Here is a 19,410-nt window from a genome sequence, read left to right as displayed (position 1 = left end):
TGCGCAAACGCAATATCTGGTGTTTCTCTCGGCTTCGATGCCGATATGTTGATGGTTAGCATAGCCTAACTGTTTCTTGTTTTGTATCGTATACTAAAAGCCCAAAGGCACGCATGCAGACCAATCCATCCCGTCCTGAAAGGGCGATACCATGACCCTCACCGACAACCAAGCCCTCGTCAAAAAGCCCCTCTTCAACCCCAACGGCGACCTCGACGTGCGCGACCGCCGCATGATCGGCGGCAACACCACGAACCTCAACGACTTCAACAACATGAAATACCCCTGGGTGTCCAGCTGGTACCGCCAGGCCATGAACAACTTTTGGATCCCCGAGGAAATCAATCTCACCCAAGACGTCAAGGACTACCCGCGCCTGAGCGAAGCCGAGCGCGCCGCGTACGACAAGATCCTCTCCTTCCTGGTGTTTCTCGACTCGCTGCAGTCGGCCAACCTGCCCAACATCGCCGAGTACATCACCGCAAACGAGGTGAACCTCTGCCTGTCCATCCAGGCGTTCCAGGAAAGCGTGCACTCACAGAGCTACTCCTACATGCTCGACACCATCTGCGACCCGGCCAAGCGCAACGAGATCCTCTACCAGTGGAAAACCGACGAGCATCTGCTCGCGCGCAACACGTTCATCGGCAACTTGTACAACGAGTTTCAAGAGCACCGCGATGCCCGCACGTTCCTGCGCGTCCTCATGGCGAACTACATTCTCGAGGGCGTGTACTTCTACTCCGGCTTCATGTTCTTCTACAACCTCGCGCGCATGGGCAAGATGCCCGGCAGCGCGCAGGAGATCCGTTACATCAACCGTGACGAGAACACGCACCTGTGGCTGTTCCGCAGCATCATCCTGGAGCTGCAAAAAGAAGAACCGCAGCTGTTTTCCAACGAGAATGTGGCGATGCTGCGCGAGATGCTCGAGGAGGGCGTACGCCAGGAAATCGCCTGGGGCAGGTACGTGCTGGGAGACGCGATTCCCGGCCTCACGGGCGACATGGTTGAAGGCTATATCAAGTACCTGGGCAATCTTCGTTGGAGCTCTTTGGGATTCGGCCAGCTCTACGAGGGGTATCGCACTGAACCCGCGGACATGGCATGGGTGAGCCAGTACTCGAACGCCAACATGGTGAAGACCGACTTCTTCGAAGCGAAGAGCACCGCCTACGCCAAAAGCACCGCACTGGTGGACGACCTGTAAGGGCGGAGCTCAAGCCATCTCCCCGAGCGCGCAAGCCTCGTCATCCGCGACTCCGCTTTCGGCCAAATACCTCCTGAGCACGAACCGCCGCAGCTCCTCCTGCCGCTTCAAGAAGTCCGAGTCCACGCGCACCTGCCGATGCCCCGACCTGCGCTCGATAGCCCTCATCAGTCTTCCAAAGGCCTCCCCATCAAAAAATGACTGACGAGTGATCGTCATCATTCGATACCCCATCGCCTCCAGAGCGTTCGCCCTCTCGACATCAACTGCGATTTGGCCCTCCTCCTCATGCAGAATTCCGTTGTATTCCAAATCAACCTTCGCTTGCGGAAGATACGCGTCGCATTCGAAGTGCGAACGCCTTGTCAGCAGGCGCGCCTCCCCCGCCACCTCGATGCGAAAAGCCATCTCAAGACTCTCAATCCCCTCACCTCCAAACCTCCTGGGAAACAGGAGCATCAGAAAAAACGCCGTCTCCATCGGGGAACGCGCCCCATCACGCACAAATCTGAGCGTCCGCCGCAGGTTGTTCACACCCCGTTGACCCACGGCCTCCGCGCAAAGCCGGCGCACATCGTCGACGCAGACGAGTGGCTCACGCGAAACCATGGCACCACCATTCGGCGGCACCGCGTAGCGCCCACACGCCTCCATCAGGCATTCGGCGAGCTCGCGCCTGGGAATCGACCCTGCCAACTGCTGCAAGCACAGCAACGGCGAAACGACAAAGATCCCCTTATCGAGCCGGAGCAACCCGCCGGGCGGTATCGGATACGGCCAAACATGCGCTGAGACGCCATGACCGGACCTTCGATCACACGCGCGAAGAACCGAGACGTCCATCCTGTCCAGATGCTCGTACGGGATACCGCGCGCGACGAGAAGCCTTCGCGCCCGCTCAACCAGGCACATATCGACCGGCCCCGGTGCCAATGTCTGGAACTCAGCAGGCAGCGAGCCACGTACATCACGCGGGTTCAGTGGCGTCTGATGCAGCGCCCAAGCAGTTCTATGTGACAACACGAGGCTCATGTCTGCATCTTCGATCACGAGCCTCGCATCGTTGGAGACAATTTTGAAAAGTGCCGCGTGACCTGTGCTTGCAGCTGTTCTCAATCTGTCCAGCGCGGGCAGACGGAGACCAGATTCAGATCAGTTCCAGGTAAGGCCCGTGGATGATAGGCCGTGCAAGGCTGGAGGCGTGCGCGGCAGACCCGTGGATGATGAGCCGCGTGCGGTTGGAGGCTATGCACGATTGGAACTTATGCACGGTTTCGAAATTTGGGGTGTTAGCGGTCCGTCATTTCCGCAGGTAGAAGCGTCGACAAAATGGAGCTTGTGAACGAATCGTTCACAAGCTCCTACAGCGGCAGATAAATCGTGCACAGCCTCCAATCGCGCATAAACTCAACGCTGGCCCAGGTTCCTCGGTGTCCGGGCTAAGCCGATTGCGGAGCACATCTCGCAACTCACCGGACCAAACTCCTCGGCATTCGAGATAAGCCCCTTGCCGCGGAAACCGAAATGGATAACGGAGCTTGCACCCGTGCACGCTTTGCCTAAAGCTCCTCGGCGTCCCTGGAATCAGTCGCCTCGTCACGCGAGCCGATATGGAACGCGGCGGCGAGGGCGCCGAGACCCATCAGGGCAGCCGTGGCGAAGCTGTTGGGGTCGCCGGTTTGGGGGAGCTTGCCTGCAGCAGGCCTGCTGCTTCCGGCTCCGGAGCCGGTAGAGCCACTATTGCTGCTACCGCCATTGGAGCCGCTGCCAGCAGCACCGCCACCAGTTGAGCCGCCGTTACTGGAGCCGCTGCCGCCAGTGGAGCCACCATTACCGCTACCGTTGCCGGAGCCGCCACCAGCGGAGCCGCCGTTACCGCTGCCGTTGCCGGAGCCGCCGTTACCGCTGCCGTTGCCGGAGCCATTGCCGCCGCCGTTGCCAGAACCGCTGCCATCGCCATCGCCGTCACCGCCGCCGTTGCCGCCGCCGGGCTTCCAGTCGGGATCGACCAGGCCGGTCGCCAGCGTATTCACGCGGTCACCGAGCTGGTTCTCATCGTGCGTGAGGGAGTACAGCGCGCCGTGCGCCAACTCGGCAAGCGTCGGGATATTGGGGATCATGTTGCCAGGGGTCTCTCCCAGCAGGCCAAAGATCGCACTGAGGTCCTTGATGGTGCCGAGCGCGATATCGATCGCGATGTTGCCCTTCTCCTTGACCAGCAGGTCCTTGAGGTTGATCTTGATCCCCTTCAGCAGCGCGTTGAGCTTATCCAGGACCGCCCTGTCGTTGATGGTGGCGCACAGGAAGCTCGTGAGCGAGCCGTCGGCGACCGGAGCACCCTCGGCATCGTCACCGGTGAGCTTGATCTGGGCGGTCGCGGTCTCGACCCACGCGGGGCAGGTCTCGTCGCCGTGCAGGTGGTCGCCGTAGGCGAACTTGATGAGGTCGAAGAGGCTGTTGGCCCCGTCGGCGACCTTCTGGTTGACCAGGGTCTCAACCAGAGTGCGCAGCAGATCGAGGACCTGATCTTTGCCGCCGGAAACCAGCAGAGAGTCGAGGCCCGCGTAGACGGGGGTGAGGAACTTGGCGAGCGACTCGGCGCTGATGTAGTAGGACCAGCCTGCGGCAGCTGCCATGGGCTCGCTCACGAGAGCGCTCTGGACGGCAGCCATGGTGGCGGCGTCGAGCGTGAGCACATAAGGCTCCACGCCGGCCGTCGCCTCCATCTTCTGGACCATAACGCGCTGGTTCTCGGGATTCGCCCAAATGCCCGCACTCCCGAGAATCGGGATCTCGATGATGAACGCCTCCTCGGCGCTCTGGGGCAGCATGCCAAAAACGGCGCCGAACAGCGCGCCATCAAGTGCGGCAGCGGTGCCGTCACCGATACCGAGGCCACCGGCGAGCTGGGCCAAGAGCGGTTTCACGCCACCGTTGGCCGCGGCCTGATCGAGCATCGGGGCAACCAGGGCGTCGGCGATCATGGTCTTAACCACGTCGACCGTCAGCAGGCGCTCATGGCCGTACTCCTCGATGTTGGGAATGCGGGTCACGGAGCCGCTGTCGAAGTCGGTGTAATCGACGGAACCAAGCGAATGGCTCTCGAGCGCAAGCGTGGCTCGCACGTTCGCGGTGCCCTTCTCACGCTCCCAACCGAGCGTCGCGAAGCGGATGTCGCTCGGATAGGTCACGGTGGCGCAGGTCTCGATGTCGAAGAGGGTGTTGCCTGCCTCGGTGGTGATGCTGGCGATGTCGTTGGCGTGCATATGGCCGGTGAACACCGCAGAGACGCCGGCATCGGCGTAGCGGCGCTGGCACTCCTCGTAATTGTCGACCAGATACTCGCCCATGAGCGTCGGCTCCATGGAGAAGTGCGGGACCACGCCGTGGTGCTGGGTCACGAACACGATGTCGCCGGCGGCACGAGCCTGTTTGGCCTGACTCTCGATCCACTGCAGGAGCTTCTCGCCCACCACGCCCGACGTGACATGCTCGTCCACATCAAGGCCGTTCTGGTCGGTTGAGTACTTGCAGGAGTCGACGGCAATGAGGGTCACGCCCTTGGCGGGACGGACCACGTAAGAGAGGCTGCCGCCCTTGGAGCCGCCCTGATCGAACATGGCGATGGCGTCGTCGTAACCGCAATCGGCGTAGAGCTCCTTGAATGCGAGGGGGTCGACCAGGTCGGTGTGCTCGGCAGACCCGCCGGAGAAGTCGCGGCCGTTCAGATCGTTGTTGATGTCGTGGTTGCCGTTGATGACGGCGAATTGAGCCTCCTTACCCGCGGCCTTGAGCCGCTTTTTGGCGTCGGAGAGCATCGCGTGAATGTCCTGATGGCAGGCGAGCTCACCGTCCTTGGTGAGGTCGCCGGAAAGAATCACCAGGTCGGGCTGGTACGCCACGATCTCATCCATGGCCTTTTTGATGATGCCGCCGGACTCACGGAACATCTTGCGGTCGGAGTGCTCGGCGATCGTGAAGTCCGGGCAGTCCGAGTACAGGCGCTTGGAGAAGAAGTGCGTATCGGAGAGGTGGGCGATCTTGATCTGGTTCGGGTAATCCGCAACCACGGGCGCCAAGGCGGGCTCGTCGGCGTAGGCGGCCTCGGGCGCGACCATAGCGGCGGCGGTCACACCCGCGCCGGCGATCGAGAGGGTCACGAACCCGCGGCGCGAGATTCCAGTGCGGTCGGCGCTGTGAGAATGCGGCATGCTGCTCCATCCATTCGTGTACATATGCCCCATTAATCCTCGAGCCCACGTATCAGAGGGCCGCAACGACCGCGTTAGACTCATACGAAACCGTGTAAGGAACTGAATAGGCGGACAACAAACAACCGCCCTGCATGTAAAGGACCGGTATGCCTTTCGACATACCGGTCCTTACGCATCAAACTTCGGGCGAACTGCGCCCAGTGCGAAAGGCGGAGCGCGATCCGCTCGCTCCGAACGTGATCTACCTACCCTGAGCGCGGTTGTGCTCGAAAATCTCGACGAGCTTTTGCTGCACGTCATAGGGAACCTGCTCGTAGCCGGCCGGCTCCATCGTAAAGTCACCGGTGCCACGTGTGAGCGAACGCAGACGCGTGGCGTAGTCCACGAGCTCGGCGTAGGGCACCGTGGCGGTTACCACGGTCTCACCGCGGTCATTGGAATCCATGCCGGTCACGCGGCCGCGGCTGGCGGACACATCGCCCATCACCGCACCGGCGTAACTCTCGGGAATCGTCACCGTGATGTTCTCCATGGGCTCGAGCACCACGGGATCGGCGTCCTCGCACGCCTTCTTGAGGCCGATGCGCGCGGCCGTGCGGAAGGCCATCTCGTTGGAATCGACCGGATGATAGGAGCCGTCATAGCAAGCCACGCGAATGCCGGTGAGCGGGTAACCCGCGATCACGCCGTCCTTCATGGTCTCCTGAACGCCCTTGTCCACGGCGGGGATGAGCGCGCGCGGGATGCGACCGCCCACGACCTCGTCGACGAACTCGTACTCGGTACCGTCGAGCAGCGGCTCGACACGCAGGTAGCAGTCGCCGAACTGCCCTGCGCCGCCGGTTTGCTTCTTATGACGGCCCTGGGCGGAGGCCACGCGACGGATGGTCTCACGATACGGAATGCGCAGCGGAACGATGTGCGCAGCGACCTTGGTGCGATCCTCAAGACGGTTGAGCAGCACGGACACCTGAGCCTCACCAACAGCCGAGATCACGGTCTGGGCCGTCTCCTCATCGCGATCGATGCTCATGGTCGGGTCAGCCTCGCAAGCCTTCTCGATGAAGGTGAACAGCTTGTCCTCGTCGGAGCGATTCTCGGCCTCGATGGCGATGCGGTACTGGGAGTTGGGGAACTTGAACGCAGCGGCCTCGACCTTGCCGGTCACGGAGAGGGTATCGCCCGTCTCGGCGGCCATCTTGGGAACGACCACGATATCGCCCGCATAGGCGTGACCGACCTCGGTCATCTCGCGGCCGCACATCACGTACAGGTGCGCCAGGCGCTCGCCCTTGCGGGTACGGGCGTTGACGAGTTCCATGCCCGGCTCGATGGTGCCGGTGAGCACCTTGAGGAAGGACAGGCGGCCCTGCTGGGCGTCGTTCAGGGTCTTGAAGTCGAAGACCACGGGGCGATCGTCCTCGGAGGAGATCTTCAAGGTGTCACCGTCGATGAGCGGCATCTCGCCGTAGTCGGTGGGCGCGGGGAAGTAGGTGGCGACATCGTCCATGAGGGAGTTCACGCCTTGCTCCTTCACGCAGGAACCGGCGAACACGGGGACGAACAGACGGTGCGCGATGGCCTTGGCGAGCAGGCCCTCGACCTCCTCCTGGGTGAGGGACTCGCCCTCGAGGTACTTCTCCATGAGCTCGTCGTCGGCCTCGGCCACGAGTTCGCAAAGCGTCTCATGCGCGGCCTCGGCGGCAGCGCGGAACTCCTCGGGGATCTCGGTCTCGGTCTGCTTGGTGCCGTCGCAATGACGGGCCTTCATGCGGACGAGGTCGATGATGCCGTTGAAATCCTCGCCGATGCCCCAAGGCAGCGTGACGGCGCCCAAGCGCATGCCAAAGCGTTCGCGCAGCATGTCGAGGCACATATCGAAGTCGGCGTTCTCCTTGTCCACGCGATTCACGAACACGGCGCGGGCGAGGCGCAGGTCCTCGGCGGCGTACCAAAGCTTGACGGTGGTGGGCTGCGGGCCCTCAGCGGCGTCGACCACGAACAACGCGGTCTCGCACACGCTCATGGCCGCGTAGGCATCGCCGATGAAATCGGGATAGCAGGGGGCGTCGAGCACGTTGATGCGCGCGCCCTTCCAGTCGATCGGGGCGATGGCAGTTGAGATCGAGAACTCGCGCTTGACCTCTTCGGCGTCGTAGTCGAGCGTGGGCTTGGTGCCGTCATGGCCGCCCAGGCGGGCGGTCTTGCCGGAAAGGTGGAGCATGGCCTCCGCGAGCGAGGTCTTGCCCACCCCGCCTTGGCCTACGAGCACCACGTTCCTCACATTGCCAGTCTTGGGTGCACCCATGGGACACCTCCCTTTCCCAGCGCGAGATATTCGCGCCGAAAATGCGTGCGAGGTGCCTTGTGCATCCCCGCACGACAGCCGTATGGCCTGAGCCTACCCCCGCGCGGGGATGCAATTGCACGCCCATCGGCAAGCGTGGGCACGGGCGCCGCGGGCGGCTTGCGTGGAAACGTCTCACTTGGGGACAGACGCGAATTACGCCCACCAACAACATGACGCCGGCCGCCCCTCATCTGGGCGGCCGGCGTTGCCGTGGCGAAATGACTCAATTTGTACCTGTCCCCAATTGGGGCTATTGCACGAGGGAGCGGCGGACCGAGGCGAGCACGTCGAAGCTGTTGGGCGCGACGTCCAAACTCGAGAGGAAGTGCACGAGCGAATGCGCCGCGTCGAACATGCCGGCATCGACCAGGGCGATACCCGCCTTGGCGGCCATCTCTCCCAGCTGCGGCACGGGCGCCACCGGGACGCCGTCGGCACGCAGGAGGGCCCGAGCCTCGTCAAGGTCCGGACGACGGCTCAGGTGGCTCTGCTGCATGAGCTCCTGCATCTCGGACTGCGCCTCGCCGTAGAAATACGTGCCAGGCTTCACCATGGTGTAGCAGGCCAAGCCGAGTGAGGGATCGCCGCCCTGCCAGAAGTAGAAGCCCAGGCGGTAATACGCGCAGGCGATATCGGTGGGGTCGGCGGCGACGGTCAGGCCATCCAGGAGCGCGCGCACCGCGTCCTCCATGCGATCGGCCTCGCGCAGGGCGAGGGCCAGCGAATGGTAAGCCGTGAAGGAGGTCGGGGCAAGGTGGACGAGTTCCTCGCCCAGGCGAATCGCGTCTTCGAGGTTGCCCTGCTCGCGATAGATGCGGCACAGCATCGAACGCGCGTCGAACATGGTGTCGGGAATCTTGCGGAAACGCGTCTGCGGGCCGTCGTCGTGCTCGCTCACGATAATGCGCGAGATCATGTTCACGCAATACAGCGGCCGGGCCGCGCTCTCCTCGAGCATCTCGGCGGCATCGTAAGCGGCGATCAGGTCGGCCAGCTCGCTGGCAACGGGCGCCTCCTCCTCGGGTGCCGAGGCCTCGCGGATACGGTCGGAGATCTCGCGATAGCGGTCGCGCAGAGGATCGTCGCCCGTGTCGAAGATATCGAGATCGCACACGAGGTCCGCACGCAGGGGCTCGACCAGGGAGGCCGGCAACGGGCGCGCGTCCTCGGCCATCTTGACCAAGCGGTCGGGCAGGGGTGCCTCAATCGGCTCGATGGGCAGCAGCGCGCCCAGCTCGCCCGTCTCCATGTGCAGCGTACGAGGCGAGAAGGCCTCGATAAGCTCCCCCGGCGAAAGCGAAGCGTCGAGAATAGCGCCGGACTGCAGGGCGGGCACAAGCTGCATGGTGAACAATTGGCGGCTGAACCCGAGTGAAACGATCGCGGGCCCGTCGATGCTGCGCTCGCGCACCGTCACGACCGCGCGCACCACCCCGACGCCCGCTCCGAAGGCTACCGCCGCAAGCGTCATGGCAAGACGCAGTGAATACGCGGCGCGTGCGTCGTTGCGCTCCGCTTCGCTTTGGAAGGGGAACGCCCCGGCCACGGGAACGGTCGCCTGAACCGCGAACACGCCGGAAGCGGCATCGCAGGTGAACACGTAATCGAAATTGAAGGGCGCACGCAGGCCCTCTGCCGCCGCCGCGAAGCGCGTGCGCAGGTCCCACTCGCCGCCACGGCTCGCCTGGGCACCGGCGAGCTCCATATAGTCGCTCTTGCGGTCGCACCCGCGCATCAGACGCTCCGCAACCGATGCAAACGAGTGCAGCGACGAGAGTGCGGCACGCTCGCACGCGCCCTCGGTCAGGCCTCCCACCATCGGCGACGAATCTTCGCCCAGGTAATGCTCCGCGAACACCAGGCGGTTGAGCGCACCTTCCACGGCTTGGATGGTATCGATCTGCTCATCGGTGAGCTCGCGTTTGTCACATCCCGTCCAGAACAGCCCCGTCGAGCTCAGACGGCGAATATCGATGTCGTGCGTCGCCGCGATAGGGCGTACGAACTCGGCACCGGCCTGTGCCAGGGAGCGCGAGGCATACCGCTCGAAACCGCTCGCGCCCTCCTTGCCCCCACGATAGACCAGGGCGTCGAGCGCATCGGGATAGGAGGATTCGAGCAAGGTGTCCAGGATATCGGCGACGGTCAGGGTCGGCATCGATTCGCCGTGCTCACGCGGGAGCATCCACTGCGTCAGATAGCAGGCAGCACCCATCACGTCGATGTCGTGTACCCCCGTTCCATAGGGCCCAAGGTCGTTCATGCAGCTGGAAACGGTCAGGCGCCCGTCCTTCTCGCGCTGCGTGAAATGGGCGGCCTTCACGGGCCTGCCCTCGGCGCGGACAAAAAAGAAGATGTCGCCGGTATCGTCCTTGGACATACCGGCGTCGGGGTTGCGCTCGGGCCGCTCCTCGATCGGCTCGTCACACGTGAAGATGGCGCCGCCAATGGCGAGCCATGCATGGATTCTCACCTGGCGACCACTCACCTGTTCGACCAGGTAACCCATGCTCTTCTCAGGCTGGGGCTTGATCGCCTCGGTGATCATGAACACGCGCCTGGCATCCTCACCGGGTATGGACTGGAGCTGCTGCGTCTTGGCGAAGAGGGGCAACTTGAAAAGCTTGTCCGACATGGTCCACACTCCCAATCTCCCGCCGCTCGGGCGGGCTTTTCGGCTTTCCCCATGCTACCAAAGCGCACGGACCCAACCATCCACTCCCGTGAGCGGACCGGAGCGATCGGCTTTCGTCACTTCTCGATGCGAGCGAGAAATGCGCGGGTGCGGCCCTCCCGCGGATTGTCGAGCACCTGCTCCGCCGGCCCCTCCTCAACGATCACACCGCCGTCCATGAACACCACGCGGTCGGCGACCTCACGCGCGAAGTCCATCTCATGTGTGACGACGACCATCGTCATGTCCTCGGCCGCGAGCCCGCGGATCACCCGCAGCACCCCGGCAGTGAGTTCAGGGTCGAGCGCGCTGGTGGGCTCGTCGAAGAAGATGACCTCGGGGTCCATGGCCAAGGCTCGAGCAATTGCCACGCGCTGTTGCTGCCCGCCGGAGAGCTGGCAGGGCACCTTGTCCTCACAGCCCGCAAGGCCCATGCGCTCGATCAGCTCCCAAGCCCGCCGCTCCACCTCGGCGCGGTCGCGACGCTGGACGCGAATCGGCGCGTCCACGATATTGCGCATCACCGTAAAATGCGGAAACAGGTTGTAGTTCTGAAACACCAGGCCGAACCTGCCCCGGGCGCGCTTGAGCACGTCGCCCTTTGCGTACACACTCGTGCCGCCCTCCCCCGGCACGGCCACATCCACCTCGCCGTACGACAGCCCACCGGCGTCGAGCGTCTCGAGCAGCGTCATGCAGCGCAGAAGCGTCGACTTACCACCGCCCGACGGCCCGATGACCGCGACGACCTCGCCACAAGCGACCTCCAGAGAGATGCCGCGCAGGACCTCAACCGCCCCAAAGGATTTACGCGCGCTTTTGATTGAAACGACAGCGGGCATGAGAGCCACCCTTCAAATAGATGCACGGAGCCGCATGCTGCGGTGAACAGGAATTACGGGTTCCCCACTAATCGCGATAGTAGGCGAGGCGCCTCTCGATGGAGCCGAGCACGAGCTCCACTGCGAAGTTGAACGTCCAGTAGATGGCAGCCGCGATGGCGAACGGAACCATGCTCACCTGCGAGGCGACAAGCGCCTTTGCCGTGGAGAACATCTCCCCGACACCGATGGCAAACGCGAGCGACGTGTCCTTGACCAGCGTGATCACCTCGTTGCCGATGGCCGGCATGATTCGTTTGACCACCTGCGGCACGACGATATGCACGAGCGTCTGGAATTTGGAATACCCCAAGACCTCGGCGGCCTCGTACTGCCCGCGTGGGATGGATTGCAGGCCGGAGCGGTAAATCTCGGCGAAGTACGCGGCGTAGTTCACGATGAACGCGAAAATTGCCGCCTGCCACTTCGACGACGGCGTGAGCTGGACGCCAAAGACGTAGAACGGCATGAAATAGATGGCGAACATCTGGAGCATGAGGGGCGTGCCTCGCATCACCGAGATGTAGGCCCGCGCGATGAGGCGCACCGGCGCGAATCGGCACATGCGCAGCGCCACCACCACGACGCCGAGCGGCAAGGCGCCGACGAGCGTGAGCGCGAAGATCTGCAAGCTGGTGATGAAACCCTCGCCCAGCATCTGCATCATGGTCGTGATATCCACCTGAATATCGTCCTTTCCCAACGGACCCGGTACGCACACAAAAGGCGCGCCCGGGCACGTGCACCTCGAGCGCGTCATGCTGAGCACCACTTACTTGATCTGCCAGTTGTCCATGGTCAGACCCTGATCGGCGTACTTGGCGGCGATCTGCTCAACCGTGCCGTCCTCGTACAGTTTCTTCAGCGCCTCGGTCACCTTCTTGGCCGTAGCGGTGTCGCCCTTCTTGAAGCCGACGGCGTAGTTCTCCTCGGAGAGATACTCGTCGAGCATGAGATATGCATCGGGCTTTGCGGACATCTGATAACGGGCAATGGACAAATCGCAGGCCACGGCATCCACGGCGCCCGACTCGAGCTGCATGAAAGCCGTGTTGTACTCGCCGATGGTCTCGAGCGAGGCGAACGTGGCAGCAAGGTCGGCGGCGTCCTTGGACAGCACCTTCTCGGCAGCCGAATCAGCCTGGGTCACCACGGTCTTTCCAGCCAGGCCGGCGCGATCGGAGATCCCGCTGTCGGCACGGACAACGACGACCTGGGCGTTCAGCATGTACGGATCGGAGAAGGTGTAGTCGTCCTCGCGGCCCTCCATGGTAAAGCCGTTCCAAATGCAGTTGATGGCGCCCGACTTGAGCAGGGCGTCCTTGGCATCCCAGTCGATGGGCTCGAGCTGGAGCCCCCAATCGAGTCGATCGGCGACCGCCTGGGCGAGGTCGAGGTCGAACCCGGTGTACTCGCCATCATCGCCCACGTATCCGTAGGGCGGGTAGGCCTGGTCGAAGCCGACAATCAACGTGCCGGTCGCGCTGGCCGAGGTATCCGCTTGCACCTCGGGGGCAGAATCGCCTCCCGCATCACCCGCAGGGGCCCCACCGCAGCCGGCCAACAGCGCAAGTGCCATGGCGGCAGACGCGAACGCCGCCGCTAGCGAGCGGCGTGTCACACCGGGGCCGCGCGCAACCTCGAGGTCCCCCGCGCGAATGGGCTCGGCAACGGAATCGGCGACGGTGTTCTCAAAACGCTTCCCAATCTTCTTCATGATTCTTCCCTTCTGTAGCACTTTACTTAACTAAAGTGGCTTGCGCGACGGTTGGAAGGGTAACACTTTACTGTGATGGAGTACAAGTGGGAACGCGATTATTCATCTTCCCAAAGATGCGGACGCGATAGCGTTGGCGGGCGCATCCGTGCCGGCGAAGCCATCGCGCCCGTACACGCACTTCGCGGCGGGGCTTGGTACTATACCGTGCAGAAGAACGACGACCGAATGGACCAGCCATGGCGAAGAAACCCGCTGCAAAGCACACCGATGCCGGAGCCCCGTGCCCCATCATGCACAGCTGCGGCGGTTGCGCATGGCTCGGCCTGCCCTACCGCAAGCAACTTGCGCGCAAGCATACGGCCATGCGCGAGCTCTTCGAACCGCTTATCGCGCAATTCGACTGGGATGCGCAGGTCGAGCCGGTGCTCGGCATGGGAGCTTCGCGCGAAAGCGGACCCGTGACCGTAGCCGACGCCCCGCTCGCCTCACCGCGGGCGCTCCGCCACAAGGCAGCCACCCCCTTCGCACCCGCCGCGGACGGCTCGGTGCGCGGAGGGTTTTTCGCCCGCGGTACGCACGATATCGTCGACTGCCCCGCATGCGCCGTCGAGGCGCCCGGGGCGCGCGAACTGCTCAACGACGTGGCGCATCTTGCCACCGAACTCGGCATCCCCGCATATGACGAAGACCGCCGCTGCGGGCAGCTGCGTTACGCCGTGCTCCGCTGCGGCTGGCGCACGGACGAATCGATGCTCACGATCGTCACGCGCAGCCTCGAGGTCGAACGCCTCGACGAACTTGCGCACCGCCTGATCGAATCCCATCCCGAACTCGTGACCGTGGCGCAAAACGTCAACCCCCGCGTCACCAACGCCATCCTCGGCGGTCAGACGCGCATCCTTGCGGGCCGCGAGCGCATGACCGATCGCCTCCTCGATTGCACGTTCGAAATCTCACCCGTCTCGTTTTACCAGGTCAACCCGCAGCAGACCGAGGTGCTCTACCAGCTCGCAATCGACGGCATGGACCTCGCCGGCTCCGACGCCGTCCTCGACACCTATTGCGGCAGCGGCACCATCGGCCTTGCAGCGGCGGCAGCGGCGCGCAAGCAGGGGTTCGACATCGCCCTGACCGGCGTCGAGCGCAACCCCGAGGGCGTACGGGACGCCGTGCGCAATGCCGAGCTCAACGACCTGGATGGAACCTCGTCTTTCATCGCCCGGGACGCCACGGAATACATGCTCGAGGCGGCTCGTCGAGGCGACCATGTCGACGTGCTGGTGATGGACCCGCCGCGCGCCGGGTCGACGCCCGAGTTCCTCGACGCGTCATCCTCCCTCGCACCGCGCCGCATCGTCTACATCAGCTGCAACCCCCACACGCAGGTGCGCGATCTTAAGCATCTCGGACGCGCCGGCTATCGCCTTGAGCGCCTGACGCCCGTGGACCTGTTCCCCCACACCGAGCACGTCGAAACCGTCGCCGTCCTCACACGCCCCTGATGTCTCAATTTGTGCCTGTCCCCAATTGAGACTCGTTGGTGACGGACATCCATGCGATGTACGTGCTGGGATAATGGCTGTAGAGGATCCGCACGGGATCGACGTGCGTTGCCAGCAACCGGAATGTCGTGAGCGCGCCAACGGGAGTGACGAGTTCTTCGGCAGAACCCACCGCCGCGGCAATATTGTCGCAAACCGTACGGGCAATGAGCACGTCGGCGGCATCGGCGGAGCATTCCACCCCAACCGACTCGCGATACACCGCGCGCATCTCGTCCTCGAGGCGATCGAAATCCGCACAGCCAGCACTCGGAAGTTCAAGATCGACGCCGTAACGCTCGTATCCCCAGGCCGACAGCGGCAGGTAGGGCATGATGTCCGAAGGGTTGGCGATATTGAAGATGTTGCCGTAGCGCTCCGAGCGCGCATCTGAAGCGAGGGTGGTCGCCGGGGCGGCGAACGTGTAGGCATACACGGGACCGAAGGGCGCTGCGTCACCCGCCTGCGCACGGAGGTCGTCGAGCTCGGCAGCTACGAGGTTCGCGATAGCACCGCCACGGCTATGACCCACCAGCAGAACCGACACCTCTGCACCGAGCGCGCGCGACTCCTCGGCCCAGGAGACGACCTCCGCCCCGATTTCACGCGCAGCGCGCACGTAGCCGCCATGGTCGCCGGTCTCGTCGCGAGACAGATCGAGGTTGCTCAGCCATTCCGACCCGTAGCTGCCCCGCGCACTCACCAGGATGAGGTCGCGCGCAGGGCCGTCGTGCCCGGAACCCAGACGCTTGCGGGCAATCGTGTACGCAGCACCATCGGCATCACCCGTCGCCAGATCAAGCACCTCGTCGACAACTTTGCTGCGATAGCGGTACGACTCGGTGGAAACCTCGCCAAACCCCAGTGAGGCAAGGGCGTTCTCCATATACGGCGGATGGTTCTCACGCGCCTGGTAATAGCCCGACTCCGCGTAGGCGAGCGCGGCAAGTACCGACGATGTTTGGGCGAGCTCATGGTTATAGTCGCCCTCATCGGCGGAAAACCATGCATCGTCCCACGTCACGCGGGCGACCGCCGAACCGTCACCTGGGGCATCAAGACTCGTGTAGGTGAGATTGGTCGCGAAGCGCGCGGGATGCGCGGCCTCGGCCTCGGATGCCGAGCCCTCACTCCCCTGCGCATACGCAGCATCCAAACCGGGCTGCTCCACGGCGCCGCGCCCCGTGAGCTCTTGCGCGCGCCGGGTGGCAAGGACCCCGGCAGACCCGAGCGTCGCCGTCAGGCCCAAGGCAAGCAGGGCGCACGGCAGCCGCCGCAGCATACGCCGCAACACCGACCCACGGCAATCTCTCCGTCCATCCATACGCACCCCTCCTCTCCTCGGGCGAATCGTTCGCCCAAGAATACCAACGGAGCGCGATGCGCATGTGACGAAACCCTTACGTTTCTGTGATGGAAGCATCGAAACGGACCGGCGATCAAAGCCGCGCACAAGCCCCCTGCGTTACCTCAAATCGCGCACACCGGCGGCGGCCAGCTCGCGCAGGAACGGCTCGCGGCCACGGTTCATGATGAGCTCCTCGGGGAAGTGAATCTCCTCGAGCATGCGCTCGACCGTGGGAAACTGTCCGATGCGCGGAGCCACGTGCGCATCACTCGACACCGCCACGCCCACGCCGAGCTCAGCGCAACGCTCCGCGATGGACCGGCACACGCCGTGATAGCGATCGCCCGCCTCGAGAGAATGCTCATTTATCTCGATGAGCTTGTGGCGCTCCTTGGCGCAGGTCAGCACCGTGTCGATATCGTAGGGCAGGCCCGAGCGGCCCGTGTGGCCGAGGATGAACACCTTCTCTTGCTCCAGAGCGGCGACGTACATATCGGTCACCTGGGACACCGACGCCCCCTCGGCGAACGACCCGTCGTGCACGCTCGCAATCACGTAATCCGCATCGCCTGTGGCGCGGTCAAACAGCGTGCGCTCCACGCCCAGGTCACGCCCCGTGATATCGCAATGCACCACGATATCCTGACCGAACAGCGACCCGTCGAGGCCCACCACGTCGGCCTCGCAGCCATGCAGGACCGTGACCCCGTGCCAGGTGCGCGGCCACACGCCCATGTTGATCAAGTACTGGAAGTTGCGCAGGTGCTGCTCGGGATAGAGCATGCCGCTGAAGTGATCGGCCGAGCCGAGGATCTCCAAACCTGCCTCGGCAGCGGCGCGGACGTTCTCCTCGATCGTCGAATAGGCGTGGCGCGAGTACAGCGTATGCGTATGCACATCGCCCATAATCGTATAACCCATCACGGTCCCCTCTCTCAACTCCGGTATTCGTCCATCAGCGACTGCCCGGCAGGCAGCGAATCCACTCTCTCGTTTGAAACATTATCCATGGACCAGGGCATTTGCCTATGCTTGTCTTCTTTTTGACACCCGCCATGTGTCGGATTCCCATAAGCAATTTAGGCCGGCCATAGAGAAAGCCGGTGCAGCCGCAGGCGGTGCGGGTGCACATGTGGGAATTTGGGCCCAGGAAAAAGCAATGTGCTGGCGGGCACATATCGCACCGCCAGCACATTGTGTCACATCGATAAATTACGAATCGCTCCGGGGGCATTCGGCGCCCCCGTCGGGCTCGACATCCGCACCGCACTCGACACCCTCGTCGGGCTCGAGATTTCGATCCCCCGCGACGGCAGCCTGCGCGAACGCGGCGGCCTCTGCGGCGATTTCCTCGTCGCTCTGGCGCGGCTTGGCGCGACGGGCGCGCTCGGCATCCACCACGGCCGGATCGGCACCGTTGGCGGCCGCGTCGTTGCGGGCCTCCTTGGCGGCGACGATATCGCCCTCGCGTTCGAGGTAGGCATCCCACTCATTGTCGAGCAGGGCGGTCACGGCATCGCCCTCGACCGTCTCGCGCTCGAGCAGGACGCGGGCCATGAGGTCCATCTGCTCGCGACGGGCGGAGATGATCTCCACCGCGCGCTCGTGGGCCTCGCGCATGATGCGCTGGACCTCGGCGTCGATGCGGCGCGCCGTCTCCTCGGAGTAATCCTGATGGTCGGCGTAATCGCGACCCAAAAACACCTGGTGCTGCGCCTCGCCGAACACCTGCGTGCCGAGCTCATCACTCATCCCTAAGCGCGTGACCATCTCGCGAGCCATCTTGGTGGCGCGCTCCAGGTCGTTGCTCGCACCGGAGGTGATGTCGTCGCACATGAGCTCCTCGGCAACACGGCCGCCCAGGAACACGGCGAGGTCGTCGAGCATCTCACGGCGAGACTTGAGGAAGTGGTCCTCGGCGGGCAGCTGCATCGTGTACCCGAGCGCCTGGCCGCGGCTGATGATCGAGATCTTGTGCACCGGATCGGAGTTCTCGAGCACATGACCAACCAGGGCGTGACCGCTCTCGTGGTAGGCGATGATGCGGCGCTCGGCCTCGGTCATCACGCGGCTCTTGCGCTGCGGGCCCGCCATGACGCGCTCCATGGACTCCTCGATCTCGTCCATCGAGATGAGGGAGCGGTTGCGACGGGCGGTAAGTAGCGCGGCCTCGTTGAGGAGGTTCGCCAGGTCGGCGCCGGCAAAGCCCACGGTAAGCTGGGCGAGCTTCTCAAAGCTGACATCAGTGTCGAGCGGCTTGTTCGCGGCATGCACGCGCAGGATCTGCTCGCGACCGCGGACATCGGGACGGTCCACCGTGATCTGACGGTCGAAACGGCCCGGGCGCAGCAGCGCCGGGTCGAGGACGTCGGGACGGTTGGTGGCGGCGATGAGGATCACGCTCTCGTTCTCCTCGAAGCCGTCCATCTCGACGAGCAGCTGGTTGAGCGTCTGCTCGCGCTCGTCGTGGCCGCCGCCCAGGCCGGCACCGCGCTGGCGGCCGACCGCATCGATCTCGTCGATGAAGATGATCGAGGGCGACTGCTCCTTGGCGTTCTTGAAAAGGTCGCGCACGCGCGAGGCACCCACGCCCACGAACATCTCAACGAACTCGGAGCCGGAGATGGTGAAGAACGGCACGCCCGCCTCACCGGCGACGGCCTTGGCCAGCAGGGTCTTACCGGTGCCGGGAGGACCGACCAGCAGCACGCCGCGCGGGATCTTGGCGCCGAGCTTGCGGAACCGCTCGGGGTCGGCCAAAAAGTCACGGACCTCCTCGAGTTCCTCAACCGCCTCGTCGATGCCGGCGACGTCCTTGAACTTGACGTTGGGACGCGTGGCCTCGGTCGTCTTGGCGTTCGTCTTGCCGAACTGCATCGCCTTGTTGTTGGCACCGGTCATCTGGCGCATGAAGTAGAACATGACGAAGATGAGCAGGCCGGTGGGCAGAATCGCCACCAGCAGGTTCATCAGCATGTCGGGGTCCTCGGTGTCCACTTTGTACGTGGTCTTGGGGTGGGCGGCCATGAGCTCTGCCAGGGCATCGGAACCCACATAGGTGGAGGAGAAGCGCTCGAGGTTGCCCTCGGTCTTCTTCTCGCCCTCGGGCCAATAGGTGCCCTCGACCGTGCCGTCGAGCACCGTGTAGGTCGCCTCGTCGACGCGGTTGGCCTCCACGGCGGCCACGAACTCGCTCGTGGCGAGCTCGGCGGGCTTGCCGCCCTGACCCGCCCCGCGGCCCAGGTTCCAGAAGAGGGACCCCATGAGGATGCAGGCGATGGCGAGGTAGATGTAGTTGGTGCGGCTCGGGCCGGTCGGGCGGTTGGGACCGCTGGCAGCGGGGCCGCCGGCGGCCGGACCCCCGTTCACGCCACCGGGAGGCGTAGGGCCCCCGCCGTTCGAACCGGCGCCGTCGCCCCCGGCCATGAGGGCGACGGCGCCAGAGGAGCGCTCGTCGTTGCGGTCGGTCATG

The 19,410-nt window shown here is 64.0% G+C and carries 12 protein-coding genes; 2 read left to right on the top strand and 10 right to left on the bottom strand.

From position 1 onward, the window contains the following. Positions 1 to 151: 151 nt before the first annotated feature. The gene (locus FY258_RS05955) at positions 152 to 1,210 is read left to right on the top strand and encodes a ribonucleotide-diphosphate reductase subunit beta (RefSeq protein WP_118104133.1); all 1,059 of its coding nucleotides are present in this window, start codon (positions 152 to 154) and stop codon (positions 1,208 to 1,210) included. A gap of 9 nt (positions 1,211 to 1,219) precedes the next feature. On the opposite strand, the gene FY258_RS05950 is transcribed toward FY258_RS05955, so the two are convergent. The 7 genes from FY258_RS05950 to FY258_RS05920 all read right to left on the bottom strand — a co-directional run bounded on the left by FY258_RS05950 (position 1,220) and on the right by FY258_RS05920 (position 13,046). After that, the gene (locus FY258_RS05950) at positions 1,220 to 2,260 is read right to left on the bottom strand and encodes a hypothetical protein (protein ID WP_147350721.1); all 1,041 of its coding nucleotides are present in this window, start codon (positions 2,258 to 2,260) and stop codon (positions 1,220 to 1,222) included. Between the two features lie 509 nt (positions 2,261 to 2,769). Next, on the bottom strand, positions 2,770 to 5,421 hold the full coding sequence (locus FY258_RS05945; protein ID WP_182279455.1) for a metallophosphoesterase family protein: 2,652 nt from the start codon (positions 5,419 to 5,421) through the stop codon (positions 2,770 to 2,772). Positions 5,422 to 5,665: 244 nt separating this feature from the next. Further along, the gene (locus FY258_RS05940) at positions 5,666 to 7,732 is read right to left on the bottom strand and encodes an elongation factor G (protein ID WP_118104127.1); all 2,067 of its coding nucleotides are present in this window, start codon (positions 7,730 to 7,732) and stop codon (positions 5,666 to 5,668) included. A gap of 292 nt (positions 7,733 to 8,024) precedes the next feature. After that, positions 8,025 to 10,409, bottom strand: a complete 2,385-nt coding sequence (locus FY258_RS05935) for a tetratricopeptide repeat protein (protein ID WP_118104125.1) — start codon at positions 10,407 to 10,409, stop codon at positions 8,025 to 8,027. A gap of 116 nt (positions 10,410 to 10,525) precedes the next feature. Then, positions 10,526 to 11,290 carry an amino acid ABC transporter ATP-binding protein gene (locus tag FY258_RS05930; RefSeq protein WP_118104123.1) on the bottom strand — a complete coding sequence of 255 codons (765 nt, stop codon included), beginning with the start codon at positions 11,288 to 11,290 and terminating at the stop codon, positions 10,526 to 10,528. Between the two features lie 67 nt (positions 11,291 to 11,357). Next, on the bottom strand, positions 11,358 to 12,011 hold the full coding sequence (locus tag FY258_RS05925) for an amino acid ABC transporter permease (protein WP_118104121.1): 654 nt from the start codon (positions 12,009 to 12,011) through the stop codon (positions 11,358 to 11,360). A 90-nt stretch (positions 12,012 to 12,101) separates the two neighbouring features. Then, entirely contained in the window at positions 12,102 to 13,046 is a 945-nt protein-coding gene (locus tag FY258_RS05920; protein ID WP_310592058.1) for an amino acid ABC transporter substrate-binding protein, read from the bottom strand. Positions 13,047 to 13,285: 239 nt separating this feature from the next. On the opposite strand from FY258_RS05920, the gene rlmD reads away from it, so the two are divergent. Then, on the top strand, positions 13,286 to 14,551 hold the full coding sequence (gene rlmD / locus FY258_RS05915) for a 23S rRNA (uracil(1939)-C(5))-methyltransferase RlmD (protein WP_118104119.1): 1,266 nt from the start codon (positions 13,286 to 13,288) through the stop codon (positions 14,549 to 14,551). A gap of 4 nt (positions 14,552 to 14,555) precedes the next feature. On the opposite strand, the gene FY258_RS05910 is transcribed toward rlmD, so the two are convergent. The 3 genes from FY258_RS05910 to ftsH form a co-directional block, all read right to left on the bottom strand. Continuing rightward, the gene (locus FY258_RS05910; protein WP_259324473.1) at positions 14,556 to 15,914 is read right to left on the bottom strand and encodes a lipase family protein; all 1,359 of its coding nucleotides are present in this window, start codon (positions 15,912 to 15,914) and stop codon (positions 14,556 to 14,558) included. 141 nt (positions 15,915 to 16,055) lie between these two features. Next, positions 16,056 to 16,859 carry a phosphatase gene (locus FY258_RS05905; RefSeq protein ID WP_118104115.1) on the bottom strand — a complete coding sequence of 268 codons (804 nt, stop codon included), beginning with the start codon at positions 16,857 to 16,859 and terminating at the stop codon, positions 16,056 to 16,058. Between the two features lie 291 nt (positions 16,860 to 17,150). Continuing rightward, a complete protein-coding gene (ftsH, locus tag FY258_RS05900; RefSeq protein ID WP_118104113.1) occupies positions 17,151 to 19,409 on the bottom strand; it encodes an ATP-dependent zinc metalloprotease FtsH in 2,259 nt (752 codons plus the stop codon). Position 19,410: the final 1 nt, after the last annotated feature.

The organism is Collinsella intestinalis (genome assembly GCF_902364775.2).
Classification (GTDB): Bacteria; Actinomycetota; Coriobacteriia; order Coriobacteriales; family Coriobacteriaceae; genus Collinsella.
Note: the sequence above shows the minus strand (reverse complement) of the source record. Positions and strands in the feature narration are given on the sequence as shown.